Genomic DNA, 26,492 nt, shown 5'->3' on the forward strand with positions numbered 1-26,492 from the left:
CTAAATATAAGCTGGCTGATCCACTGCTATCGGGGGCAAGCCCCCTCCCACATTTGGCCTCGGTTCCGTCAGCCAGAAACGTCGGCGATGGCTTGGGCCAGTAGCGTCAGCCGTGTCGCATCAACCCCGGCCACATTCGCCCGGCCGGAACTGACCATGTACACACTGTGCTTTTCACGCAGCTGCCTGACCTGCTCGGCACTCAGACCGGTATAGGAAAACATCCCACGCTGTGTGCCGATATGGGCAAACCGCTCGGCCAGGCCGTGGGGCGCCAGTGCTTCCACCAGCCCGGCGCGCAGTTGCGCAATGCGTGAACGCATGGCTTCGACTTCGTCGCTCCACTGCTGTTTGAGCTCGGCATCGCCAAGGATGGTCGCAACCACGGCGGCACCATGGTCCGGCGGCGTCGACCACAGGTTGCGCGCCGTATTGGCGAGCTGGCTGCGCACATCCATGAGCTTCTCGGCATCTGCTGCACACACGATCAATGCGCCAACGCGGTCGCGATACAAACCGAAGTTCTTCGAGCACGAACTGGTGATCAATACTTCCGGCAGTTCAGCGGCAAACAGGCGCACCGCCCAGGCGTCCTGCTCCAGGCCGTCGCCAAAGCCCTGGTAGGCGAAGTCGATCAACGGCAGCAATTGGCGCTCGCGCACAATCCGCAACACCTGGCGCCAGTCATCCCGGGACAGGTCGAACCCGGTCGGGTTGTGGCAGCAGGCATGCAGCAGCACCACATCACCCTTGGGCACGTTGGACAGGGTGGCGAGCATCGCCGCCACATCCAGGCGATTGTCGCTGCTTACGTACGGGTAATGACTGACCTTGAGCCCGGCCTTGGCGAAAATGGTTTCGTGGATCGGCCAGGTCGGATTGCTCAGCCACACACCACGGCCAGGCAGGCTGTGGGCGATAAAGTCGGCGCTCAGGCGCAGGGCGCCGGTGCCCCCCGGCGTCTGGGTGGCGCCGGCACGGCGTTCGGCGATCAACGCCGAACCGGCGCCCAGCACCAGTTCGCTGATCAGTGCGCCGAAGACGGCATCGCCGTGCCCGCCGATGTAAGTCTTGGTGGCCTGGGTATCGACCAGGCGCTGCTCGGCACGTTTTACCGAGTCCGGGATCGGCGTCAGGCCCTGGTCGTCCTTGTAGACGCCCACGCCCAGGTCGAACTTGTCCGGGTTGGCATCCTGGGCGTACAGGTCCATCAGCCCGAGAATCGGGTCGCCGGGCACGCGGCCAATCGCATCGAAGTGCATTACTTGCGGCCCTCGGCGCGCTTGGCCACTTCATCGGTACGCGCGGCCATGATGAAGTCGTTGCGGTGCAGGCCCTTGATGGAGTGGCTCCACCAGGTCACGGTGACTTTGCCCCATTCGGTGAGCAGGCCAGGGTGATGGCCTTCGGCTTCGGAGATTTCACCCATGGCGTTGGTGAAGGCCAGGGCGAACTTGAAGTTCTTGAACAGGAAAACCTTTTCCAATTGCATCACGCCATCGCGCACTTCGATGTTCCAGTCCGGGATCTGTTTGATCAGCTCCGGCAGTTCTTCATCGCTGACTTGCGGGGCGTCGGCGCGGCAGGCTTCGCAGTGGGCTTGGTTCAAGGTGGTCATGGGCGGTGTCCTGAATTCGAATGTTTGAAGGTCAGTGGCGTTACCCTAAAGCAACGCGGGGCCAGGGAACAGACTCACCTGGCCTTATAACGTAAGGTTCAAGCGGCTTTTGGTTTGGGTGGAAACTTTGGCGCGTGCAGGCCCAACTCCATACCACGCTCGACCATGCCCATGATGTCTTCCTGCGCCACGTCGAACAGGCGCTTGAGCTCGGGCAATACGAAGTACAGCGGCTGCAGAATGTCGATGCGATACGGCGTGCGCATGGCTTCCAGCGGATCGAACGCCTGATGTTCGGGCTCGTCCGACAGGCAATACACACTTTCTTTAGGCGAAGACAGAATGCCGCCACCGTAGATGCGCCGGCCTTCAGGGGTATCCACCAGGCCAAACTCGATGGTCATCCAGTACAGGCGCGCCAGGTACACCCGTTGCTCCTTGGTGGCCGCCAGGCCGAGCTTGCCGTAGGTGTGGGTGAATTCGGCGAACCAGGGGTTGGTCAGCAGCGGGCAGTGACCAAAGATCTCGTGGAAAATATCCGGCTCTTGCAGGTAGTCCAGTTCTTCGCGGGTACGAATAAAGGTCGCCACCGGAAACTGCTTGCTGGCGAGCAATTCGAAGAAGGTCTGGAAGGGGATCAGCGCCGGCACGCGAGCGACTTGCCAGCCGGTAGTCTCGGCCAGTACTTGGTTGATCTCGCCCAGTTGCGGGATGCGATCCAGGGGCAGGCCGAGCTTGTCGATGCCGTCCAGGTATTCCTGGCAGGCACGGCCCTCGATCACCTTCAACTGGCGCGTGATCAGGGTGTTCCACACCGCGTGTTCTTCCGGCGGGTAGTGGATAAAACCTTGCGCATCGGGCTCGCGGGCCACGTAGTGCGTCTGCTTCATACGGCTCTCCTGCTAGGCATTCGTTCTTGTTATGTCCTGCTGTGTGTCTATTGATAACCCGGGCGCGGCGGGTTTCCACCCGGTTCAAAAGCCTTTGCGTAAGAAAAGTTACTGTTTTTCGTAAACTATTCGTTACGTATGCAGGACTGGTCGCGACCATGGGCTGGGAAAAGCCCGTCTACTGTCACATAATCTTGACGACTTTCTGCGCCAAGCGGCAAATAGACGCGGCGCCTTACCCACTTTCGGACCTTTTCATGCGTATCAAAGTGCATTGCCAGAACCGCATCGGCATCCTGCGGGACATCCTCAACCTGCTGGTGGAGTACGGCGTGAACGTCGCCAAGGGCGAGGTCGGCGGCGAGCATGGCAACGCCATCTACCTGTTCTGCCCGAACCTGGTGAACATGCAGTTCCAGGCGTTGCGCCCGCAGTTCGAGGCGATAGCCGGGGTGTTCGGCGTGAAAAGGGTAGGGCTGATGCCCAGCGAGCGTCGGCACATGGAGCTCAATGCGCTGCTGGGTGCCCTTGAGTTTCCGGTGCTGTCCATCGACATGGGTGGCTCGATCGTCGCCGCTAACCGTGCGGCGGCGCAGTTGCTGGGTGTGCGCGTGGACGAAGTGCCGGGCATTCCGCTGTCGCGCTACGCCGAAGACTTCGACTTGCCGGAGCTGGTGCGCGCGAGCAAATCGCGGATCAACGGCCTGCGGGTCAAGGTCAAGGGCGATGTGTTCCTGGCCGATATCGCGCCGCTGCAGTCGTCCGAACACGACGACAGCGAAGCCATGGCCGGCGCGGTGTTGACCCTGCACCGCGCCGACCGCGTAGGTGAGCGCATCTACAATGTACGCAAGCAGGAACTGCGCGGCTTCGACAGCATTTTTCAAAGCTCCAAAGTCATGGCGGCGGTGGTGCGTGAGGCGCGGCGCATGGCGCCGTTGGATGCGCCTCTATTAATAGAAGGCGAAACCGGCACCGGCAAAGAGTTGCTGGCGCGGGCCTGTCACCTCGCCAGCCCGCGTGGGCAATCGCCTTTGATGGCGCTCAACTGCGCCGGTCTGCCTGAGTCGATGGCCGAGACCGAGCTGTTCGGCTACGGCCCCGGTGCATTCGAAGGGGCCCGCGCCGAAGGCAAGCTGGGGCTGTTGGAGCTGACGGCGGGCGGTACGTTGTTTCTCGACGGCGTAGGGGAAATGAGTGCACGCCTGCAGGTGAAGCTGCTGCGCTTTTTGCAGGACGGCTGCTTTCGTCGTGTCGGCAGCGACGAAGAGGTGTATCTCGATGTGCGGGTGATCTGTGCGACCCAGGTCGATTTGTCCGAACTGTGCGCGCGCGGCGAATTTCGTCAGGACCTCTATCACCGCCTCAATGTACTGTCGCTGCATATCCCGCCGTTGCGCGAATGCCTTGATGGGCTGGCGCCCCTGGTCGAGCATTTTCTCGATCAAGCCAGCCGACAGATTGGTTGCCCACTGCCCAAACTGGCGCCTGCCGCAATGGACAAGCTCAGCCACTACCACTGGCCGGGCAATGTGCGGCAGTTGGAGAACGTGCTGTTCCAGGCGGTTTCGCTGTGCGAGGGCGGGACGGTGAAGGTTGAGCATATTCGCTTGCCCGATTACGGCGTGCGCCAGCCGCTTGGGGATTTCTCGCTGGAAGGCGGGCTGGAGGAGATTGTCGGTCGGTTCGAAAAGGCCGTTCTGGAAAGTCTCTATGCCGAGCATCCGAGCAGTCGGCAATTGGGCAAGCGCCTGGACGTATCCCACACCACTATCGCCAACAAACTGCGTGATTACGAAATCCTCAAGGCCGGGAAATAATCCGCTGACACACTGCGGTTAAAATGTGGGAGGGGGCTTGCTCCCGATAGCGGTGTGTCAGCCACAGATTGATCGACTGACCCACCGCCATCGGGAGCAAGCCCCCTCCCACATTTGATTTGCGTCGCCTACAAGACCGAGGCTTGCCGTGAGCGGCAGTAGTCCGCCGTTTTTTCGACTCTCGCCCATGCTCGAAATCTTGCTGCTCACCCGAAAACCCCCGCCCCGCCTGCACTTCAGCCATTTTTAAAAAGTTGGTTCGCAAATTGCTTAAGCCTCCTCAGTACAACGGTGGGCGGCAAGCGTCCGTCAGAAAGAGGATAGAGCGTGGACAAGTACCTTTATGTGGCAATGACCGGCGCCAGCCAGAATGCTCTGGCGCAGAAGGCCCATGCCAACAATCTGGCGAACATTTCCACCAATGGTTTCCAGCGCGACTTGGAGCAGGCGCGGTCGATGCCGGTGTTCGGTGACAGCTTTCCGGCGCGGGCCTTTGCCCTGACCGAGCGGCCGGCTACCGACTTCACCCCCGGCGCGATGATCGAAACCGGGCGTGACCTGGACGTGGCCGTCAGCGGCGACGGCTGGATGGCCGTGCAAACCCCGGATGGCGGCGAAGCCTACGTGCGCAGCGCCAGTATGAACGTGGACGCACTGGGCGTACTGCGGGCCGGCAACGGTATGCCGATCATGGGTAATGGCGGCCCGATTGCCGTACCGCCCCAGCAGAAAATCGAAGTGGGTTCGGACGGCACCATCAGCATCCGCGCCATGGGCGAAGGACCGCGGGTGATGGCGGAAGTGGACCGCATCAAGATGGTCCAGCCCGACCTCAAGAACATGACCAAAGGCCTGGACGGCACCATTCACACCAAGGATGGCCAGCCGGCCCAGGCCGACGCGAACGTCAAGCTGACCTCGGGCTTCCTGCAGGCGAGCAACGTCAATGCCGTTGAGGAAATGACCGCGGTATTGGCGCTTTCCAAGCAGTTCGAGCTGCACGTCAAGATGATGAACAGCGCCAAAGAAGACGACCAGGCCATGACCCGCGTCATGCAGATGAGCTAATCGCCTTAGCGGGCGTTTAAATAAACAGTGCAGCACGGCGCCAACAAACAGGCGCACAGAGGAGAACAGCATGCTTCCGGCTCTATGGGTTGCCAAGACAGGCCTGTCCGCCCAGGACACCAACCTGACGACCATTTCCAACAACCTGGCGAACGTGTCGACCACGGGTTTCAAACGTGATCGCGCCGAGTTCCAGGACTTGCTCTACCAGATCAAGCGCCAGCCAGGCGCCCAGTCGACCCAGGACAGCGAATTGCCGTCGGGTCTGCAACTGGGTACCGGTGTGCAGATCGTCGGCACCCAGAAAAACTTCAGCGCCGGTAACCTGCAACAGACCGGTCAGCCGCTGGACATGGCAATCAACGGCCGTGGCTTCTTCCAGATCCTGCAACCGGATGGGACCACGTCCTACACCCGTGACGGCACCTTCCACCTGGACTCCAACGGCCAGATCGTGACCGCCAACGGTTTCGCCCTGGAACCTGCCGTCGTGGTTCCGGCAGACGCCAAGACCTTTACCGTCGGCAACGACGGCACCGTGTCCATCACCGTGGCCGGCAACCCGGCGTCGCAAGTGATCGGCAACCTGCAAACCGCCGACTTCATCAACCCGGCCGGCCTGCAGGCCATGGGCAACAACCTGTTCCTCGAAACCGCCTCCAGCGGCGCGCCGCAAATCGGCACCCCAGGCCTGAACGGTTTCGGCACCACGCTGCAGAGCACCCTGGAAACGTCCAACGTCAGCACGGTCGAGGAGATGGTCAACATGATCACCACCCAGCGCGCCTACGAGATGAACTCCAAGGTGATCTCCACCGCCGACCAGATGCTCTCGTTCGTTACGCAGAATCTGTAATCAGTCTATGGGGCGCCTTCGAAAGCGCCTGCAACACCGTGAGGTTAGGGTCATGAATCGCTTTGTTTCTGTTCTGGCATTGAGTGGGATCGCCGTACTTACGGGCTGTGTCGCCCCGTCGCCGAAACCCAATGACCCGTACTATGCACCGGTGTTGCCGCGCACGCCGTTGCCGGCGGCGGCCAACAATGGCTCGATTTACCAGGCCGGTTTCGAGCAGAACCTGTACAGCGACCGCAAGGCGTTCCGGGTCGGGGACATCATTACCATCACCCTGAACGAGCGCACCCAGGCCAGCAAGAACGCCAACTCGCAGATCGGCAAGACCAGCAAAGCCAGCCTGGGCCTGACATCGTTGTTCGGTGGCGTACCCAACACCAATAACCCGCTGGGCAGTGGTGACCTGAGCCTTGACGCCGGTTACAGCGGCGACCGTGCCACCAACGGCAAAAGTGCGGCGGCCCAGGGCAACACGCTGACCGGTTCGATCACCGTGACCGTGGCTGACGTATTGCCCAACGGCATCATTGCTGTACGCGGTGAAAAGTGGATGACCCTCAATACCGGCGACGAGCTGGTGCGCATTGCCGGCATGGTGCGCGCCGATGACATTGCCACCGACAACACCGTGCCGTCGACGCGGATTGCCGATGCGCGCATCACCTACTCGGGTACGGGTTCGTTTGCCGATGCAAGCCAGCCGGGCTGGTTCGACCGTTTCTTCCTCAGCCCGCTGTTCCCTTTCTAGGTGGCCATTTTGAACGTCAAGCAACTGATGGCGGCGGTAGTGTTGCTGTCCCTGAGCGCCGTCTCCCAGGCCGAACGCCTGAAAGACATCGCCAGCATTTCCGGCGTGCGCTCCAACCAGTTGATCGGCTACGGGTTGGTGGTCGGCCTCAGTGGCACGGGTGACCAGACCACCCAGACCCCGTTCACCCTGCAAACCTTCAACAACATGCTGTCGCAGTTCGGCATCAAAGTGCCGGCGGGTTCGGGCAACGTGCAACTGAAAAACGTCGCGGCGGTGTCGATCAGTGCCGACTTGCCGGCGTTTTCCAAGCCGGGGCAGGTGGTGGACATCACCGTTTCGTCCATCGGTAACTCGAAAAGCCTGCGTGGCGGTACCTTGCTGATGACGCCGCTCAAAGGTATCGACGGCAACGTCTATGCCATCGCCCAGGGCAACCTGGTGGTGGGCGGATTCGACGCCGAAGGCCGCGACGGATCGAAGATCACCGTCAACGTGCCGTCGGCCGGGCGCATTCCGGGTGGCGCCACGGTTGAACGCACCGTGCCGAGCGGGTTCAACCAGGGCAACAGCCTGACCCTGAACCTCAACCGTTCCGACTTCACCACTGCCAAGCGCGTGGTCGACAAGATCAACGACATGCTCGGCCCAGGCGTGGCCCAGGCCATCGATGGCGGCTCGGTGCGCGTGACTGCGCCTCTGGACCCAAGCCAGCGTGTGGACTACCTGTCGATCCTGGAAAACCTTGAGGTGGACCCCGGCCAGGCGGTGGCCAAAGTCATCATCAACTCGCGCACCGGCACCATCGTGATCGGCCAGAACGTCAAGGTCTCGCCGGCGGCGGTGACCCACGGCAGCCTGACCGTGACCATCACCGAAGACCCGATCGTCAGCCAGCCCGGGCCACTGTCCAACGGCCAGACTGCCGTGGTCCCGCGTTCGCGGGTCAATGCCCAGCAGGAAGCCAAGCCGATGTTCAAGTTCGGCCCCGGTACCACCCTGGACGAGATTGTCCGCGCGGTGAACCAGGTGGGCGCGGCCCCCGGCGACTTGATGGCGATCCTCGAAGCCCTGAAACAGGCCGGCGCCCTGCAAGCCGACCTGATCGTGATCTGAGGCCATGGTCATGGATATGCGCAAGAGCGGTCTTACCAGCACGGCGGACTCGGGGTCTTACTCCGACCTGAACCGGCTTAACCAGCTCAAGGTCGGCGACGACAAGAACAGCGAAGGCAACATGCGCAAGGTTGCGCAGGAGTTCGAGTCGTTGTTCTTGAGCGAAATGCTCAAATCCATGCGTTCGGCCACCGAGGCCCTGGGCAAGGACAACCCGATGAACACGCCGGCGGCCAAGCAGTACCAGGAAATGTATGACCAGCAATTGGCGGTGTCGATGTCCCGCGAAGGCGGGGGGATCGGCCTGGCCGACGTGCTGATGCGCCAGATGCAGAAGAACAAGCCGGTGGACGCCCAGGCCGCCACCTTGCAGGGCCCCGCCACGGCCGAGACGGTGAAGAAGGTCGATGTGCCGACTGAAATCGCCGCCGGCACCCAGGCCGAGGGACCGTTGGGGCGCTCCAATGGCCAGCGTCCGTTGTGGGCCTACCGCGTCGCCGAGCCACAGGCCGGTGCCGCTGCGTCCCACAGCAACGACATGGAGCTGATGAACCAGCGCCGTATTGCCTTGCCAAGCAAACTGACCGACCGCCTGCTCGCGGGGATCGTGCCGAGTACCCAGGTCGAGGCCAAGGTCGCGCCGCTGCGCAACAGCGCCGCCGATGACAATGTGATCAATAGCGGTGCGCGCAGCGTTGCTGTGCCGAGCGCGAAGATGCAGGTCTACGGTCGCGCCATTGCCCAGCCACCGCTGGCACCGGCGAAGAAGGCCTTCAGCTCGCAGGATGAGTTCGTCGCCACCATGTTGCCGATGGCCAAGGCCGCCGCCGCGCGTATCGGTATCGATCCGAAGTACCTGGTGGCCCAGGCCGCCCTGGAAACCGGTTGGGGTAAATCGGTGATGCGTGCCGAAGACGGCAGCAGCAGCCACAACCTGTTCGGCATCAAGGCCGGCCAGAGCTGGCAGGGCGGCCAGGCGCGGGCGATCACCAGCGAGTTTCGTGACGGCGCGATGGTCAAGGAGACGGCGCAGTTCCGCTCCTACAGCTCCTACCAGGACAGCTTCCATGACCTCGTGACGCTGCTGCAAAGCAATGATCGCTATAAAGAAGTTGTGAAATCAGCCGATAACCCGGAACAGTTTGTACGCGAGTTGCAAAAAGCCGGTTATGCAACCGATCCGGCCTACGCCAGCAAGATTTCGCAGATCGCCAAAAATATGAACAGTTACCAGAATTACGCTGCCGCTGGCGCAACCACACATTTATAAGGTCTGAACCATGAGTTTGCTCAGTATCGGGATGTCAGGGCTCAATGCCGCTCAAGGATCGCTGTCGGTCTTGAGTAATAACATTGCCAACGCCAACACCTCGGGTTATTCGCGTCAGCAGACCACGCAGAATGCCAATGCCAACAACCCCTACGGCGGTGTGTATATCGGCAGCGGCACGACCCTGGCGGATGTGCGCCGGGTGTATAACGAATTCCTCGATGCGGCCTACCAGAACAGCACCGCGCTGAGCAACGACGCCAAGGCGTATGCCAGCCAGGCCAGCGCCATCGATAAGACCCTGTCGGACAAGACCACCGGCATGTCCTCGGTACTGAGCGGTTTTTTCGCCGCTGTGCAGACTGCGGCGGCCAACCCCAGCGATGTGTCCGCCCGGCAAGTGCTGCTGACCAGTGCCCAGACCCTGAGCAACCGTTTCAATTCGATCTCCGGCCAGTTGAACGAGCAAAAACAGTCGATCAATGGCCAGCTCGGCACCATGAGTGATCAAGTCAACCAGTTGACCTCGTCGATTGCGTCGCTCAACAAGCAGATCACCCTGGCCCAGGGCTCCGCCAGCAGCGCCCCGGCCAATCTGCTGGATGCACGCAACGAAGCGGTGCGTTCGCTCAATGAACTGGTGGGCGTGACCACCAGTGAAAAAAACGGCGTGTTCAGCGTCAGCACCGGCACCGGCCAATCTCTGGTACTGGGCGATCAGTCCAATACGATTTCGGCGGTCCCGAGCAACAGCGATCCGAGCCAGTACACCATTCAACTCAATGCTGGTGGCGGCACGGCGATCGACCTGGGCAATGTGCTCAGCGGCGGCAGCATCGGCGGCCTGCTGCGCTATCGCAGTGACGCACTGATGCCGGCCATCAATGACCTGGGGCGAATCGCCCTGGCCACCGCCGATACCGTCAACAGCCAGCTGGGCCAGGGCCTGGACCTGAACGGCGACTTTGGTTCGTCGCTGTTCAAGGACATCAACAGCGCGGCCGCCATCGCCCAGCGCAGTCAGGGCGCGATGGGCAACAGCAGCGGCTCCGGCAACTTGAACGTGAGAATCAGCGACACCAGCAAGCTGTCGACCTACGACTACAAAGTGACCTTTACCAGCGCCAACAACTACACCGTCGTGCGGTCCGACGGCAAGGCCATGGGCGCGTTCGACACCAACACCGCGCCGCCGCCGGTCATCGAAGGTTTCACGCTGGCCCTGGATGGCAAGGGCCCGATGGCAGCCGGTGACAGCTTCAAGGTCAGCCCCACCGCCAACGGTGCCAGTGGTATCGGCACCGGACTGACGGACGCCAATAAAATTGCATTCGCGGGGCCCTTGCTGGGTGAAAGCAGCAAGACCAATCAGGGCACCGGCACATTTACGCCGCCGTTCCTGACGCAGCCTATCGATATTCATGGCGGCGCCGACACCGCTCAACTGCGTACCGGCATTGAACACTCCATGCCGGTGAAGATGGTCTTCGGCAAGCCTGCGGCAGACGGCACCCAGGGCTACACCCTCAATGACGCCCAGGGTAATCCGATCGGCACCGGCACTATCGTTCCGGGCCAGGGCAACAAGATCACCGTCGACGTCCCGATGCGCGATGCCAATGGCGCACTGCTGGTGCCGGCCAAGAGCTTCAAGTTCGATACCACCGTCGGCGGTTCGCCCGCTGACGGCGACAGCACCACGTTTTCCTTCAACGCCTCGGGCAAGTCGGATAACCGCAACGCCCAGGCGATGCTCGACCTGCAAACCAAGGCCACGGTCGGCCTGTCCGATGGCAGTGGCGGCGGCGTGAGCCTGGTGACGGCCAACAGCCGCCTGGTCTCGACCGTCGGCGCCAAGGCCGCCTCCGCCGCCACCGACACTACCGCCACCGGTGCACTGCTCAAGGCCAACCAGGATGCGCGCAACTCGGTGTCCCAGGTCAACCTGGATGAAGAGGCGGGCGATATGATCAAGTTCCAGCAGTACTACACCGCGTCGTCGCAGATCATCAAGGCTGCGCAAGAAACCTTCAGCACGCTGATCAATAGTCTTTAAGGGAGTCTGGGACGATGCGTATTTCCACTGCTCAATATTTCGAAACCAGCTCGACCAAGTATTCGGATAATTACTCCGGCGTGGTCAAGGCCCAGGAACAAGCCAGTTCCGGCGTGCGCGTGCAAACCGCGGCAGATGATCCGGTGGCGGCGGCGCGCTTGTTGCTGCTGCAACAGCAGAAAGACATGCTGGGGCAGTTCAACGGTAACATCACCAGCCTGAAGAATTCGCTGACCAACGAAGAAAGCGTGTTGGCCTCGATCGACGATGCCTTGCAGCGTGCCACGCAACTGGCCCTGCGTGCCGGCGGCTCGGTGAGCGATGCCGATCGACGCTCGATTGCCAGTGAAGTCGGCGCGATTGAGGATCAAGTCCTGGGCTTGCTCAACAGCAAGGACTCTTCCGGTAACTACCTGTTTTCCGGGTCCAAGACCCAGACCCCGCCCTACAGCCGCAACAACGATGGCACTTACAGCTATCAGGGCGACGAAACGCCGCTGAGCCTGCAGGTTTCCAATACCCTGAGAGTCAGCGCAGGCGATACCGGCAAGACCATCCTGGAGGGCGCGGCCAACTCCAGCCGTACCCAGGCCACGTGGCTGGCGCCCGTGCCGCAGACAGTACCGCCGACTGTCAACGACAACAAAGTGGCGCTGTCGGCCGGGTTGGTGACGTCGAGCAGCGACTACGCCGGCAAGTTCGCTGACGGCCAGCCGTACAAACTGACCTTTACCAGCAGCACGCAATATAAAGTCGCCGATAAGAACGGCAACGATGTGACCTCGGAGATTGCCGGCAACGGTACCTTCGACGCCGCCAAGGAAGGCAGCTCCAGCGTGGCCTTGCGCGGGGTGAAATTCGACATAACCCTCAACCTGGGGGACGTCACGCCAGGCGCCAACGCCGATGCGCTGGTCAAGGACCGCTCCTTCAGCCTGGAGGCCAAGCCGGACACGTTCAGCGTCTCGCGTACGCCCAGCAATGCTTCCACTGCGCAGCTGACCGGGGCCCGCGTATCCAGCCAGGCGGACTACACCAGCACGTTTCCGACCAATAGCGGCGCACTGATCAAGTTCACCAGTGCGACCGCCTATGAGGTGTATGCGCAGCCCTACTCGAGCGACAGCAAGTCCATCGCCACGGGCGATACCGGCGGCGGCACCACGGTAACGGCCGCTGGCGTGACATTTGATGTCAGTGCCGGGCCGCCGCAACCGGGCGACCAGTTTTCCGTGGGGGCCAATACCCAGAAGACCCAGAATGCGCTCGATACCCTCGGCCAACTGCGCAAAGCGCTGGAGCTGCCGGCTGACGGCAATCCTGCGGCAACCATCAAGCTCAAGGACGTGCTGGACGCTGCCATTGGCAACCTCGCCAACTCCAGTTCCCAGATCACCAACGTACGCGGCTCCATCGGTGCGCGGGGCAATGCCCTGGATATCCAGGCCAGCGAAAACACCAGCGTGGGTATCGCCAATACCAGCACCATGAGCGACCTGGCCAACATCGATATGGGCGAGGCGGCGATCAACCTGACCCTGCAACAGACCATGCTGCAGGCTTCCCAGTTGGCGTTTGTGAAGATTTCCCAACTGAGCCTGTTCAGCCGCATGTAATAAGCGCGCTCGGCAAGCGGCCTCCCCTGGCGACAGGGGAGGCCGTTGTCGTTTCTGGCCGCACAAATGTTGCGGCGTTTTACATAAAGCGCGCAAAATTGAGTGACCTGTGAGTCATAAAGCGCATCTTCACTGTATCGTGTGAAAAGGATAAGTCGTCACAGGGGTCCTTGCGGGGCGGCTTTCAGCGAATTTTTTGGGGTTATCCCCTTTTATTGTCAGCACTTCGGGCGCAGGCCCTGGGGTGTTCTCCAGCTATTTAGTATTGGGAAGCCACAATGATTGGCATAAAAAGCATCGCCAGTTACGTGCCGGCGGACGGTATCGATAACTACGCCCAGGGTGCCAAATTCGCCAAGGATGAGGAATTCATCATTGGCAAGATCGGGTCGGCCTTCCTGCCGCGCAAGGAAGCCGCGCAGGAAACCTCCGATCTGTGTGTCGAAGCGGTCAACGCTTTGTTTGCCAGCAACCCGGACTTGAAGCGCGAGTCCATCGACGCGGTGATTGTCGTCACTCAGAACGGCGACGAAGAAGGGCTGCCCCACACCGCAGCCATCGTCCAGGACAAACTGGGCCTGCCAACCCACGTGGCCGCCTTCGATATTTCCCTGGGTTGTTCCGGTTACGTATACGGCATCTACGCAATGAAGGGCTTCATGGAAGCCACCGGCCTGAAAAACGGCCTGCTCATTACCGCCGACCCGTATTCGAAAATCGTCGACCCGCAAGACCGCAACACCACCATGCTGTTCGGCGACGCCGCCACCGCCACCTGGATGGGCGAAGACGCGCCGTGGTTGCTGGGCAAGTCCAAGTTCGGTACCGACGGTTCCGGCGCGCCGCACCTGAAGGTCAGCGACGGCGTGTTCTTCATGAATGGCCGCCAGGTGTTCAACTTCGCCTTGCTCAAGGTGCCGGCGCATTTGCACGAGCTGCTCGATGAGTCGGACCTCAAGGCCGATGACATCGATGCATTCTGCATTCACCAGGGCAGTGCGGCCATCGTTGACGCCGTGGCGCGACGCTTTGAAGATGCGCCGGTGGACAAGTTCATCAAAGACATGGTCGAGACCGGCAATACCGTGTCGTCGAGCATTCCGTTGCTGCTGGAAAAGCATGTGATGAATGCGGCCTGGCAGCGCGTGGCCATCAGCGGTTTTGGTGTGGGCCTGTCCTGGGGCTCGGCGATTCTGTATCGCCCATGACCCTTTGAGGGGCGCGTAAAAAAACGCCGATGATCGAACGATCATCGGCGTTTTTTATTTGGCGCCAGAAAAGCCAACAAAACCGGGGGTTTTAATCTCGGTAACTGCTTGAATTGCAAGGGCTGGCACAGGGCTAGTAAAAAAAATCAAAAAAACCCTCAAGCAACCGGCTACCACGACGATAACTATTACGTAGGTTCTCAGGCCACACCCGGCGGTTGCCAGGGCCGGAAGCCGCAGTATCCATCCATCGAGGATTTCGTCATGGCTTTAACAGTAAACACCAACATTGCTTCGATCACTACTCAGGGCAACCTGAACAAAGCTGGCGGCGCCCTGGCCACTTCCATGCAGCGCCTGTCTTCCGGCCTGCGTATCAACAGCGCTAAAGACGACGCAGCCGGCCTGGGTATCTCCAACCGTATGACCAGCCAGATCAATGGCCTGGGTCAAGCAGTGAAGAACGCCAACGATGGTATCTCCATCGCGCAGACCGCTGAAGGCGCAATGCAGGCTTCGACCGACATTCTGCAAAAAATGCGTACCCTGGCTCTGTCCTCGGCTACCGGCTCCCTGAGCACCGACGACCGTAAGTCGAACAACGACGAATACCAGGCTCTGACTTCGGAACTGACCCGTATCTCGCAAACCACCACTTTCGGTGGCCAGAAGCTGCTGGACGGTTCGTACGGTACCAAAGCTATCCAGGTTGGCGCCAACGCTAACGAAACCATCAACCTGAGCCTGGACAACGTTGCAGCCAACAACATTGGTTCGCAGCAGATCAAAAGCTTGGGCGTCGCTCCAGGTGCTGGTGTTGCAGGTGGCGACATTGCTGTCACCGGTAACGGCGAGACCAAAACCGTCAACATCGGCGCTGCTGCTTCCGCCAAAGCCATCGCTGCACAGCTCAATGGCGCCGTTGGTGGCCTGAGCGCTACTGCCAGCACCGAAGCTCAGTTCACTGTTGCTGCAGGTGCAGCGGCTGCTCCAGCTTCGTTCACCATGACCGTTGGCGGCCAAGCCACCACGTTCATTGGCGTAACCAGCACTTCCAACCTGGCTGACCAACTGAAGTCGAACTCCGCCAAACTGGGTATCAGCGTTAACTACGACGAATCCAAAGGCACACTGTCGGTTAAATCCGATACCGGTGAAAACCTGGCATTCAGCGCTTCGACCGCTGCCGGCACCATCACCGTTGCCACCAAAGATGGCGCAGGCGCTTACGGTGCCGGTGTTGCCCTGGCCGATGGCATTATCGCTACCGGTGCTGTGACCTTGAACTCTTCCAAGGGCTACTCCCTGGAAGGTGCCGGTGTGACTGGCGTGTTCGGTGCCGCGACTTCCGCTGCCTCGCTCAAGACCTCCGTATCGCAGACCGACGTGACCGACGCCACCAAGGCTCAGAACGCCGTTTCCGTGATCGACCAGGCTATCGCTACCATCTCCAGCTCCCGTTCGGGCCTGGGCGCTGTACAGAACCGTCTGACCAGCACTGTAGACAACCTGTCCAACATCCAGAAAAACACCACCGCTGCTCGTAGCACCATCCAGGACGTCGACTTCGCTTCCGAAGCCGCTGAACTGACCAAGCAGCAAACCCTGCAGTCGGCTTCCACTGCGATCCTGTCGCAGGCTAACCAACTGCCATCGGCTGTACTGAAGCTGCTTCAGTAATCACGGCGCTGGGTAACTGACGGAAGGGCGCGTTTACGTGCCCTTTCGTCTTTTCCAGTCCAGTCAGAGGAGATTGAACGTGGACATGAATGTGAAGCTGAACCTGTCTTATCCGCCTCAGGCCGTTCAAGCCTCCATGGCGCCTGTGATTGCTGACAAAGACAAGAGCAAGGTTGAGCCGGCCGCGCCAGCCGCAGATAAGTCCCAAACGGGCGATCTGGAAAAAGCGGTCACTGATATTAAAGAATTCGTACAAGCGGCCCAGCGCAATCTGGACTTTTCCATTGACGATTCCACCCACAGGGTTGTGGTCAAGGTCATTGCCACCGATACCGGTGAAGTGATCCGCCAGATCCCCTCGGAAACTGCGTTGAAGCTGGCGCAGAGTTTGTCCAGCGCCAGTCATGTGTTGTTTGACGACAAGGCTTGAGCTGGCACGAAACTTGTTGCTGTCAGGTCTTGAAGCGTTGTTCGTCAAGATAACGGCAGCCACCGCAACAGGAGAATGATGATGGCGGGTACAACGATTACTGGCGTGGGGTCGGGCTTCGACACCCAGGCGATTGTGAAATCCCTGGTGGATGCCGAGCGCGCGCCGAAGCAGGCGCAGATCAACCTCCAGTCGCAGAAGGCCACCACTCAGCTTTCGTCGATCGGCAAGATCCAGGCTGCCCTGGACGCCTTTCGCGGTGCGCTGACCAGCATGAGCACCGACAACAGCTTTACTGGCTTGAGCGGTAGCTCTTCGGATGAAAAGGTCGCCACCATGACGGCCAACCCAGGCGCCGCCAACGGCAGCTTCTCGCTGGTGGTCAATCAGTTGGCAACGCCTTCGAAGCTGTCGACCAAAAGTTTCGCCGGTGGCGCGTCGACGGTGGTGAATAACACCACCAGTGCAACGAAGCTGACGATCTCCCAATCGGGCAAGAACTTCGACCTTAGTGTGCCGGCGGGTGCGACCCTGCAACAGGTGCGTGACTCGATCAACTCACAGTTCGGTACCGCCGGCTTGAGTGCGAACATCCTGACTGACTCCAACGGTTCGCGCCTGATCCTGACCTCCACCAATGCCGGGGTCGGTTCGGATTTGACCCTGTCGGGTGACTCGGGGGTGGACACTGGCTACACCGTGGTGACTCCGCCTCAGAATGCCAAGTACACCATCGATGGTATTGCTGCCGAATCCAAGACCAACAGCATTACCGATGCGGTGAGCGGCGTGAGCATCAAGTTGCTCACCGTCTCGCCTACCGTTATTGCCAACGATCCGAATAAAGACAATCCGGTTCGTACGGCCCTGACCATTTCCGTGTCCACCAGCGCCACCTCCCTGAAATCCGGGGTCAAGGGCTTCGTCGACACCTATAACGCTTTGCTCAAGGCCATGAACGCCGAGACCAAGGTGACCAAGGATGCCGCCGGCAACTCCATCGCGGCGACCTTGACCGGCGACTCGACCATGCGCACTTTGCAGGGGGCGATCCGCAACGAGTTCAACGCGCTGTCCGGTAACGGCACCTTGAAGTCCCTGGCGCAGTTTGGCATCACGACCGACCAGGACACCGGTGCGCTGAGCATCGACAGCAAGCAGTGGGACAAGGCGGTACTGAGCAATCCCGCGGATATCAACAGCATCTTCAGCGGCAAGACCGGCCTGCTGGCGCGCTTGACGGCGGCGACCGACGCCTATGCCAAGCCCACCACCGGGATCCTGGCGACGCGCACCACGTCGCTGGCCGACAGCCTGAAGAACCTGACCAAGCAACAGACCTCGCTGGATGAGCGCCTGACCACCATGCAGGATGCGCTGACGCGCAAATACACCGCCATGGACACCCTGGTTGCGCAGCTGCGCCAACAGAGCAACAGCATCCTCGGTACGCTGAGTGCGATCAGTAAATCGCAAAGCAGCGAAAGCTGATTGAATGCGCATGAAAAAGCCCGGGTCCGTTGACCTGGGCTTTGTTTTTTCCGAGGCCGGCGGGTTAAAGTTTTTTGCAATCCCGTCGACATAATGGTTACTGCAACCCTTCTCGCTGTTGCCTGTCACGAGGTAGAAACATGAATCCCATGAGAGCCCTTCGCCAATACCAGAAGGTCAATTCCCATGCGCAAATCTCCGAAGCCAGCCCGCACCGTCTGGTGCAGATGCTGATGGAAGGCGGCCTGGACCGTATGGCGCAAGCCAAGGGTGCACTGGCACGCGGAGACATCGCTCAGAAGGGCCTGATGCTTGGCAAGGCGACTGATATTCTTATCGGTCTTCGCGATGGTCTGGATGCGGAGAAAAGTGACAACAAGGCTTATGTCCAGCAGTTGGAAGGCCTGTACGTATACATGACCAATCGTTTGATGGAGGCCAATCTGCACAATGATGCCGACATGATCGACGAAGTCGCTCGTCTGTTGATCACCGTGAAAGAAGGCTGGGATGCCATCGCTGCACCCCAAGGCGCCGCACAGTAAGGCCACCGGCCTTGAGGAACACGTCATGAGCCACGCACTGCAACGCATAGATGAAACCCGTGAAGCCCTGGTCGACGCACTCGCTGCGCGCAACTGGGACGCCATCGGCGAACTGGACCTGGGCTGTCGCAACGTGATCGATGACGTGCTCAGCCAGGCGCCGGTGGACGAGGATGCGCTGCGCGAAAAACTGGAGAGTCTGTTGGCGGTGTACCAGCGGTTGCTTGAGGTGACCACCGGCGAGCGCCAGGCGATTTTCGAAGAGATGTCGCAGATCAACCAAGCGAAAAATGCGTCAAAGGTCTACCATCTGTTCGGCTGATAGAAGCTCAGTTGGTCCGAACGGCGCGTCATATATTTGACTGTGCCAGCATTTTTGACTTAACTAGTGCTGTTTTCAGATTTCAGACGTCTAGTAGGTAATAAGTCTTACAGGCGTCTTGATTGCCCTGATTCCGGGGCAGGAAGTTTTACTAGGGAAGTTGCTATTGCATGTGGCGTGAAACCAAAATTCTGCTGATCGATGACGATAGCGTCCGCCGCCGCGATTTAGCGGTGATTTTGAATTTTCTTGGTGAAGAAAATTTGCCCTGCGGTAGCCATGATTGGCAGCAGGCTGTCAGCTCGCTGGCATCGAGCCGTGAAGTCATTTGTGTGCTGATCGGGACGGTAAACGCTCCTGGCGCTCTTTTGGGCTTGTTAAAGACACTGTCAACCTGGGATGAGTTCCTTCCCGTGTTGCTGATGGGCGATATTTCTTCCGTGGACCTGCCGGAAGACCAGCGCCGCCGCGTGCTTTCCACCCTGGAAATGCCACCCAGCTACAGCAAATTGCTCGATTCCCTGCACCGTGCCCAGGTCTATCGCGAGATGTACGACCAGGCCCGTGAACGCGGTCGCCATCGTGAACCCAACCTGTTCCGCAGCCTGGTCGGCACCAGCCGGGCGATCCAGCACGTACGCCAGATGATGCAGCAAGTGGCCGACACCGATGCCAGCGTGTTGATCCTCGGCGAGTCGGGCACGGGCAAGGAAGTGGTCGCGCGCAACCTGCACTATCACTCCAAGCGCCGCGACGGGCCGTTCGTGCCGGTCAACTGCGGGGCGATCCCGGCAGAGCTGCTGGAAAGCGAACTGTTCGGCCACGAGAAGGGCGCCTTTACCGGGGCAATCACCAGCCGTGCCGGGCGTTTCGAGCTGGCCAACGGCGGCACGCTGTTTCTCGACGAAATCGGCGACATGCCGCTGCCGATGCAAGTCAAATTGCTGCGCGTGTTGCAGGAGCGCACCTTCGAGCGTGTGGGCAGTAACAAGACCCAGAGCGTGGACGTGCGCATTATCGCCGCCACCCACAAGAACCTCGAAAGCATGATCGAGGTCGGCAGCTTCCGCGAAGACCTGTACTACCGCCTCAACGTCTTCCCGATCGAGATGGCGCCGCTGCGTGAGCGCGTGGAAGACATCCCGTTGCTGATGAACGAATTGATTTCGCGCATGGAGCACGAAAAACGCGGCTCCATCCGTTTCAACTCCGCCGCCATCATGTCGCTGTGCCGCCACGGCTGGCCGGGCAACGTGCGCGAGCTGGCCAACCTGGTGGAGCGCATGGCGATCATGCACCCCTATGGTGTGATCGGCGTGGTCGAGTTGCCGAAGAAATTCCGCTACGTCGACGATGAAGACGAGCAGATGGTCGACAGCCTGCGCAGTGACATGGAAGAGCGCGTGGCGATCAACGGCCATACGCCGGACTTCGGCGCCACGGCCATGCTGCCGCCCGAAGGCCTTGACCTTAAGGACTACCTCGGCAACCTGGAACAAGGCCTGATCCAGCAGGCCCTGGACGATGCCAACGGCATCGTCGCCCGCGCCGCCGAGCGCCTGCGCATTCGCCGAACCACTCTGGTGGAGAAGATGCGCAAGTACGGTATGAGCCGCAAAGAGGGTGATGAACAGGCGGATGATTGACGCGTGTTTTTCAGCGTCTTGATTTATAAGTAGTTTTTTTTCGGCACGGGTATTGCTATAGCCCTCGCAACGTTCCGTTTAACTGACGGTCAGCCAAGCGAGAGAGCACGATGCCCCACGCCGCCCAACTATCTGCAGCCCCTGCCATCCCGGGGCTGGTTTCGCCTGTAGAGCCGCCGACCCGCCAGGGTCTTGAACAGGCGTTCTCGCAGTTCAACCAGATGTCGAGCCAGCTGACCGATTCCTACAGTCTGCTTGAAGCCCGGGTGTCCGAGCTCAAAGGCGAACTGGCGGTGGTCAGCGCCCAGCGCATGCAGGAGTTGGCGGAAAAAGAACGTCTGGCCAACCGCCTGCAGAACCTGCTCTCGCTGTTGCCTGGTGGCGTGATCGTCATCGACGACCAGGGCCGCGTGCGCGAAGCCAACCCGGCGGCCTGCGACCTGCTCGGCCTGCCGCTGGAAGGCGAGCTGTGGCGCCACGTCATCACCCGTTGCTTCGCGCCGCGTGACGATGACGGCCACGAAGTGTCCCTCAAGGATGGGCGTCGCCTGTCCATCGCCACCCGTTCCCTGGATGCCGAGCCGGGCCAGTTGGTGCTGCTCAACGACCTGACGGAAACCCGTCACCTGCAGGATCAACTGGCGCGTCATGAGCGTTTGTCGTCGTTGGGGCGGATGGTCGCTTCCCTGGCGCATCAGATCCGTACACCGCTGTCGGCGGCATTGATCTACGCCAGTCATTTGACTGATGAGCAATTGCCGGCGGCCACCCACCAGCGCTTTGCCGGACGCCTCAAGGAGCGCCTGCACGAGCTGGAGCATCAGGTGCGCGACATGCTGGTGTTTGCCCGTGGCGAGCTGCCGTTGACCGACCGCGTGACCCCGGCTGGGTTGATGCAAGCCCTGCAGGCAGCGGCGGCCACGCATACCGAGGGCGCCAGCCTGCGCTGGCAATGCGACAGCCATCAGGGTGAGTTGCTGTGCAATCGCGACACCCTGGTCGGCGCGCTGCTCAACCTGATCGAAAACGCCACCCAGGCCAGCGGCCCGGGTGCGCGCCTCAAGGTGCACCTGTACCGCCGCGAGCAAACCCTGCGCCTGTGCATCAGCGACAGCGGCAGCGGTATAGCGCCGGCCGTGCTGCAACGCCTGGGCGAGCCCTTTTTTACCACCAAGACCAACGGCACGGGCCTGGGCCTGACCGTGGTCAAGGCAGTGGCACGTGCGCATCAGGGAGAATTGCAGCTGCGTTCCCGGTTGGGGCGCGGCACCTGTGCATTGATGACCTTGCCGCTGTTTTCCAGCGCGGCAAGCGCGGAGTAAAGGATCATGACTATCAAGGTTTTGTTGGTTGAGGACGATCGCGCCCTGCGTGAAGCATTGGCAGACACGCTGCTGTTGGCGGGCCATGACTACCGCGCGGTCGGCTCTGCCGAGGAAGCCTTGGAGGCGGTGGAGCAAGAAACTTTCAGCCTGGTGGTCAGCGACGTGAACATGCCCGGCATGGACGGCCATCAGTTGCTCGGCCTGCTGCGCGCGCGCCAGCCGCAATTGCCGGTACTGCTGATGACCGCCCATGGCGCCGTGGAGCGGGCCGTGGACGCCATGCGCCAGGGCGCGGCGGATTATCTGGTCAAGCCGTTCGAGCCCAAGGCGTTGATCGAGCTGGTGGCGCGGCATGCGCTTGGCGTGATTTCGACGGTGGAGGGTGATGGCCCGATTGCCTTTGAACCGGCCAGCGCGCAATTGCTCGAGCTGGCGGCCCGCGTGGCGCGCAGCGATTCCACCGTATTGATCTCGGGCGAGTCCGGCACCGGCAAGGAAGTGTTGGCGCGCTATATCCACCAGCAGTCCAGTCGGGCCCGGCAACCCTTCATCGCGATCAACTGTGCGGCGATTCCGGACAACATGCTCGAAGCGACCCTGTTCGGCCATGAAAAGGGCTCGTTCACCGGCGCCATCGCGGCCCAGGCCGGCAAGTTCGAACAGGCCGACGGCGGCACCATTCTGCTCGACGAAATCTCGGAAATGCCCCTGGGCCTGCAAGCCAAGTTGCTGCGCGTGTTGCAGGAGCGCGAAGTGGAGCGGGTGGGCGCACGCAAGCCGATCCAGCTGGATATCCGCGTGGTCGCCACCACCAACCGCGACCTGGCGGGCGAAGTAGCGGCGGGGCGCTTTCGCGAAGACTTGTTCTACCGCCTGTCGGTGTTTCCGCTGGCGTGGCGCCCGTTGCGCGAACGCCCGGCCGATATCATTCCCCTGGCCGAGCGCCTGCTGAACAATCACGTCAAAAAAATGAAGCACGCCCAGGCGCGGCTGTCGGCCGAGGCCCAGGCTTGCCTGGTCGCTTATCCATGGCCCGGCAATGTGCGCGAGCTGGACAACGCGATCCAGCGTGCGCTGATCCTGCAGCAAGGCGGCTTGATCCAGCCCCAGGATTTTTGCCTGGCCATGGGCAATGGCGTGGCGCCGTTGCCAAGCCTCGCGCCGGCACCGCTCGTCGCCGAAACGGAATCGGCCGGCGCCCTGGGCGATGACCTGCGCCGCCGCGAATTCCAGATGATCATCGATACCCTGCGCGCCGAGCGCGGCCGTCGCAAGGAAGCGGCCGAGCGGCTCGGCATCAGCCCGCGCACCCTGCGCTACAAGCTGGCACAGATGCGCGACGCCGGGATGGATGTGGAAGCGTATCTTTTCGCGACCTGACTTCGCGTCAATGCTGTTTGTAGGAGCGAGCTTGCTCGCGAAGCACTCATGGACGCCGCGTACATCCAGGAAGCACGCGTTATCGTTGACGTTTTTCGCGAGCAAGAACTAGGCGTCCCCCTCGCTCCTACAAAAAACGTGCGGTAACGAATTCGACAAGCTTTGTCGCCTTTTCTTACGAGTCGCAACGAAGCTGGCACCCTTGTTGCACCTCCCCCTGGTAACCGCTGCGTAGTGTCAAAAAATTGCGGGTCGTCGGAGAGAGAAGTTCATGAGCCAGGGTATTGAGTTCAATCGGTTGATGTTGGATATGCGCTCCATGCAAATGGATGCCATGGCTCAACCGAAATCCGTCGCGCCAGCGCCGGAATTGGGCCAAAGCAGTTTTGCCGACATGCTCGGTCAGGCAATCAATAAAGTCAGTGATACCCAGCAGGCTTCCAGCCAGTTGGCGACGGCGTTCGAGATCGGTAAAAGCGGCGTGGACCTCACCGATGTGATGGTCGCCTCGCAGAAGGCCAGTGTGTCCTTCCAGGCCTTGACCCAAGTGCGTAACAAACTGGTCCAGGCTTATCAAGACATCATGCAGATGCCGGTTTAAGGGCGAGATTTAACTCATGGCAGAAGCAATCGACAACGTACCCGCCAAGATAGACGGCAAACCACCGCTGTTTGGCCTGTCGTTCCTGGAAAATCTCTCCGAAATGACCATGTTGCGTCAGGTGGGCCTGATGGTCGGCCTGGCTGCCAGCGTGGCGATTGGTTTTGCCGTGGTGTTGTGGTCGCAGCAACCTGATTACCGGCCGCTGTACGGCAGCCTGGCGGGCATGGATTCCAAGCAGATCATGGAAACCCTCGCCGCCGCCGACATCGCCTACACCGTGGAGCCCAACTCCGGCGCCTTGCTGGTCAAGGCCGACGATGTGGCGCGTGCGCGGATGAAACTGGCAGCCGCCGGCGTGACGCCGTCCGACAGCAATATCGGCTTTGAAATCCTCGACAAGGACCAGGGCCTGGGCACCAGCCAGTTCATGGAAGCCACCCGCTACCGTCGGGGCCTGGAAGGCGAACTGGCGCGCACCATCTCCAGCCTGAACAACGTCAAGGGTGCCCGTGTGCACCTGGCGATTCCGAAAAGCTCGGTGTTCGTGCGTGACGAACGCAAGCCCAGCGCCTCGGTACTGGTCGAGCTGTTTTCCGGCCGTTCCCTGGAGCCTGGCCAGGTGCTGGCGATCGTCAACCTGGTGGCCACCAGTGTTCCCGAACTGAGCAAGTCGCAGATCACCGTCGTCGACCAAAAGGGCAACCTGCTCTCCGACATGGCCGAAAACTCCGCGCTGAGCCAGGCCGGCAAGCAGTTCGATTACAGCCGCCGCATGGAAAGCATGCTCACCCAGCGCGTGCACAACATCCTGCAACCGGTGCTGGGCAACGACCGTTACAAGGCTGAAGTGTCCGCCGACGTGGATTTCAGCGCCGTAGAGTCGACGTCCGAGCAGTTCAATCCGGACCAGCCCGCCCTGCGCAGCGAGCAGTCCACCAGCGAACAACGCACTGCCAGCAATGGTCCGCAAGGCGTGCCGGGGGCCCTGAGCAACCAGCCGCCGGCCCCGGCGTCCGCACCGCAAACCACCGGTGGCGCCGCTGCCACCGCTGGCGCGATTGCGGCCGGCCAACCGCTGCTGGACGCCAACGGTCAGCAGATCATGGACCCGGCCACCGGCCAGCCGATGCTCGCGCCTTACCCGGCGGACAAGCGTAACCAGTCCACCAAGAACTTCGAGCTCGACCGTTCCATCAGCCACACCAAACAGCAGCAGGGTAAGATCAATCGCCTGTCGGTGTCGGTGGTGGTCGATGACCAGGTCAAGGTCAACGCCGCCGACGGTGCCGTTACCCGCGCGCCGTGGAGCGCCGACGAATTGGCGCGCTTCACCCGCCTGGTGCAGGACGCCGTGGGTTTCGACGCCAGCCGTGGCGACAGCGTCAGCGTGATCAACATGCCGTTCTCCGCCGAGCGCGGCGAAGTGATCGCCGACCCGGCGTTCTACACCCAGCCGTGGTTCTGGGACATCGTCAAGCAAGTGCTGGGGGTGTTGTTCATCCTGGTGCTGGTGTTCGGCGTGCTGCGCCCGGTGCTCAACAACATCACCGGTGGGGGCAAGAAACAATTGGCGCCTTTTGCTGGCGGCGACGTCGAATTGGGCGGCATGGGCGGCCTGGACGGCGAGTTGGCCAACGACCGCGTCAGCCTGGGCGGCCCGCAAAGTATCCTGTTGCCAAGCCCGAGCGAAGGCTATGACGCTCAGTTGAACGCAATCAAGAGTCTGGTGGCAGAAGACCCGGGCCGTGTGGCCCAGGTCGTGAAAGAGTGGATTAACGCTGATGAATGATCGAGTCGCTGTGGCCAAGCTTTCCCGGGTCGACAAAGCTGCCGTGTTGTTGCTGTCGCTGGGCGAAACCGATGCTGCCCAAGTGCTGCGCCACATGGGCCCCAAAGAGGTCCAGCGCGTGGGCGTGGCCATGGCGCAGATGCGCAATGTGCACCGCGAGCAAGTCGAGCAGGTGATGAGCGAGTTCGTCGAAATCGTCGGCGACCAGACCAGCCTGGGCGTCGGCTCCGACAGCTACATCCGTAAAATGCTCACCTCGGCCCTGGGCGAAGACAAGGCCAACGGCCTGATCGACCGCATCCTGCTGGGCGGCAACACCAGTGGTCTGGACAGCCTCAAATGGATGGAGCCGCGCGCCGTCGCCGACGTGATCCGCTACGAGCACCCGCAGATCCAGGCCATCGTCGTCGCCTATCTGGACCCGGACCAGGCCGGTGAAGTGCTTGGCCACTTCGACCATAAAGTGCGTCTGGACATCATCCTGCGCGTGTCGTCGCTGAACACCGTGCAGCCGGCGGCGCTGAAAGAACTCAACACGATTCTCGAGAAACAGTTCTCGGGCAACTCGAATGCCTCGCGCACCACCCTGGGTGGCATCAAGCGGGCGGCCGATATCATGAACTTCCTCGACAGCTCGGTCGAAGGCCAGTTGATGGACTCGATTCGCGAGATCGACGACACCCTGTCCGGCCAGATCGAAGACCTGATGTTCGTGTTCAACAACCTGGCCGATGTCGACGACCGTGGCATCCAGGCGTTGCTGCGCGAAGTGTCGTCCGACGTACTGGTGCTGGCGCTCAAGGGCTCGGACGAGGGCGTCAAGGAAAAGATCTTCAAGAACATGTCCAAGCGTGCCTCCGAACTGTTGCGCGACGACCTCGAAGCCAAGGGCCCGGTACGCGTCAGCGACGTGGAAACCGCGCAGAAGGAAATCCTCACCATTGCCCGCCGTATGGCCGAAGCCGGAGAAATCGTTCTCGGCGGGAAGGGCGGCGAAGAAATGATCTAAGGCGC

General features: G+C 60.9%; 23 protein-coding genes. 20 read left to right on the top strand and 3 right to left on the bottom strand.

Annotation, left to right across the window (positions count from 1 at the left end):
- Positions 1-68: 68 nt before the first annotated feature.
- The 3 genes from CIB54_RS02725 to phhA all read right to left on the bottom strand — a co-directional run bounded on the left by CIB54_RS02725 (position 69) and on the right by phhA (position 2,508).
- Entirely contained in the window at positions 69-1,262 is a 1,194-nt protein-coding gene (locus tag CIB54_RS02725) for an amino acid aminotransferase (protein ID WP_101218484.1), read from the bottom strand.
- Positions 1,262-1,618, bottom strand: coding sequence for a 4a-hydroxytetrahydrobiopterin dehydratase (locus CIB54_RS02730; protein WP_065949695.1), 357 nt, complete (start codon positions 1,616-1,618; stop codon positions 1,262-1,264). The genes CIB54_RS02725 and CIB54_RS02730 overlap by 1 nt, the downstream gene beginning before the upstream one ends.
- A 98-nt stretch (positions 1,619-1,716) precedes the next feature.
- Positions 1,717-2,508, bottom strand: a complete 792-nt coding sequence (gene phhA / locus CIB54_RS02735; RefSeq protein WP_065949694.1) for a phenylalanine 4-monooxygenase — start codon at positions 2,506-2,508, stop codon at positions 1,717-1,719.
- A gap of 257 nt (positions 2,509-2,765) precedes the next feature.
- On the opposite strand from phhA, the gene CIB54_RS02740 reads away from it, so the two are divergent.
- The 20 genes from CIB54_RS02740 to fliG all read left to right on the top strand — a co-directional run bounded on the left by CIB54_RS02740 (position 2,766) and on the right by fliG (position 26,487).
- Positions 2,766-4,328 carry a sigma-54-dependent transcriptional regulator gene (locus CIB54_RS02740; RefSeq protein ID WP_065949693.1) on the top strand — a complete coding sequence of 521 codons (1,563 nt, stop codon included), beginning with the start codon at positions 2,766-2,768 and terminating at the stop codon, positions 4,326-4,328.
- Positions 4,329-4,655: 327 nt separating this feature from the next.
- Positions 4,656-5,396 carry a flagellar basal body rod protein FlgF gene (locus tag CIB54_RS02745; protein WP_065949692.1) on the top strand — a complete coding sequence of 247 codons (741 nt, stop codon included), beginning with the start codon at positions 4,656-4,658 and terminating at the stop codon, positions 5,394-5,396.
- Between the two features lie 70 nt (positions 5,397-5,466).
- Entirely contained in the window at positions 5,467-6,252 is a 786-nt protein-coding gene (gene flgG / locus CIB54_RS02750; protein WP_057721328.1) for a flagellar basal-body rod protein FlgG, read from the top strand.
- Between the two features lie 52 nt (positions 6,253-6,304).
- Positions 6,305-7,000 (top strand): flagellar basal body L-ring protein FlgH, encoded by a 696-nt coding sequence (flgH, locus tag CIB54_RS02755; RefSeq protein WP_065949691.1) that lies wholly within the window; start codon positions 6,305-6,307, stop codon positions 6,998-7,000.
- Positions 7,001-7,027: 27 nt separating this feature from the next.
- Positions 7,028-8,116 carry a flagellar basal body P-ring protein FlgI gene (locus CIB54_RS02760; RefSeq protein ID WP_065949876.1) on the top strand — a complete coding sequence of 363 codons (1,089 nt, stop codon included), beginning with the start codon at positions 7,028-7,030 and terminating at the stop codon, positions 8,114-8,116.
- Positions 8,117-8,120: 4 nt separating this feature from the next.
- Entirely contained in the window at positions 8,121-9,386 is a 1,266-nt protein-coding gene (gene flgJ / locus CIB54_RS02765) for a flagellar assembly peptidoglycan hydrolase FlgJ (protein WP_065949690.1), read from the top strand.
- Between the two features lie 10 nt (positions 9,387-9,396).
- The gene (flgK, locus tag CIB54_RS02770; RefSeq protein ID WP_101218486.1) at positions 9,397-11,442 is read left to right on the top strand and encodes a flagellar hook-associated protein FlgK; all 2,046 of its coding nucleotides are present in this window, start codon (positions 9,397-9,399) and stop codon (positions 11,440-11,442) included.
- A gap of 14 nt (positions 11,443-11,456) precedes the next feature.
- Positions 11,457-13,058 carry a flagellar hook-associated protein 3 gene (locus tag CIB54_RS02775; protein ID WP_101218488.1) on the top strand — a complete coding sequence of 534 codons (1,602 nt, stop codon included), beginning with the start codon at positions 11,457-11,459 and terminating at the stop codon, positions 13,056-13,058.
- A gap of 278 nt (positions 13,059-13,336) precedes the next feature.
- The gene (locus CIB54_RS02780) at positions 13,337-14,266 is read left to right on the top strand and encodes a ketoacyl-ACP synthase III (RefSeq protein WP_101218490.1); all 930 of its coding nucleotides are present in this window, start codon (positions 13,337-13,339) and stop codon (positions 14,264-14,266) included.
- A gap of 264 nt (positions 14,267-14,530) precedes the next feature.
- Entirely contained in the window at positions 14,531-15,946 is a 1,416-nt protein-coding gene (locus CIB54_RS02785) for a flagellin N-terminal helical domain-containing protein (RefSeq protein WP_065949686.1), read from the top strand.
- A 79-nt stretch (positions 15,947-16,025) separates the two neighbouring features.
- The gene (locus CIB54_RS02790) at positions 16,026-16,376 is read left to right on the top strand and encodes a flagellar protein FlaG (RefSeq protein WP_065949685.1); all 351 of its coding nucleotides are present in this window, start codon (positions 16,026-16,028) and stop codon (positions 16,374-16,376) included.
- Positions 16,377-16,457: 81 nt separating this feature from the next.
- Positions 16,458-17,867, top strand: coding sequence for a flagellar filament capping protein FliD (fliD, locus tag CIB54_RS02795; protein WP_065949684.1), 1,410 nt, complete (start codon positions 16,458-16,460; stop codon positions 17,865-17,867).
- 140 nt (positions 17,868-18,007) lie between these two features.
- Positions 18,008-18,412, top strand: coding sequence for a flagellar export chaperone FliS (fliS, locus tag CIB54_RS02800; RefSeq protein WP_065949683.1), 405 nt, complete (start codon positions 18,008-18,010; stop codon positions 18,410-18,412).
- A 25-nt stretch (positions 18,413-18,437) separates the two neighbouring features.
- Positions 18,438-18,734 (top strand): flagellar protein FliT, encoded by a 297-nt coding sequence (locus tag CIB54_RS02805; RefSeq protein ID WP_101218651.1) that lies wholly within the window; start codon positions 18,438-18,440, stop codon positions 18,732-18,734.
- Positions 18,735-18,904: 170 nt separating this feature from the next.
- Positions 18,905-20,380: a sigma-54 dependent transcriptional regulator gene (locus CIB54_RS02810; protein WP_101218492.1), complete on the top strand. Its 1,476-nt coding sequence runs from the start codon at positions 18,905-18,907 to the stop codon at positions 20,378-20,380.
- Positions 20,381-20,490: 110 nt separating this feature from the next.
- Positions 20,491-21,702, top strand: coding sequence for a sensor histidine kinase (locus tag CIB54_RS02815; protein ID WP_065949681.1), 1,212 nt, complete (start codon positions 20,491-20,493; stop codon positions 21,700-21,702).
- 6 nt (positions 21,703-21,708) lie between these two features.
- The gene (locus tag CIB54_RS02820) at positions 21,709-23,085 is read left to right on the top strand and encodes a sigma-54-dependent transcriptional regulator (RefSeq protein WP_065949680.1); all 1,377 of its coding nucleotides are present in this window, start codon (positions 21,709-21,711) and stop codon (positions 23,083-23,085) included.
- A gap of 271 nt (positions 23,086-23,356) precedes the next feature.
- Entirely contained in the window at positions 23,357-23,686 is a 330-nt protein-coding gene (fliE, locus tag CIB54_RS02825) for a flagellar hook-basal body complex protein FliE (RefSeq protein ID WP_017134937.1), read from the top strand.
- 16 nt (positions 23,687-23,702) lie between these two features.
- A complete protein-coding gene (gene fliF / locus CIB54_RS02830) occupies positions 23,703-25,478 on the top strand; it encodes a flagellar basal-body MS-ring/collar protein FliF (protein ID WP_065949679.1) in 1,776 nt (591 codons plus the stop codon).
- Positions 25,471-26,487 (top strand): flagellar motor switch protein FliG, encoded by a 1,017-nt coding sequence (gene fliG / locus CIB54_RS02835; RefSeq protein ID WP_057721344.1) that lies wholly within the window; start codon positions 25,471-25,473, stop codon positions 26,485-26,487. Before fliF ends, fliG begins: the two co-directional genes overlap by 8 nt.
- The last annotated feature ends 5 nt before the right edge of the window (positions 26,488-26,492 follow it).

Origin of the sequence: Pseudomonas fluorescens, from assembly GCF_002837185.1 — a bacterium.
In the GTDB taxonomy this organism is placed as follows: domain Bacteria; phylum Pseudomonadota; class Gammaproteobacteria; order Pseudomonadales; family Pseudomonadaceae; genus Aquipseudomonas; species Aquipseudomonas fluorescens_AM.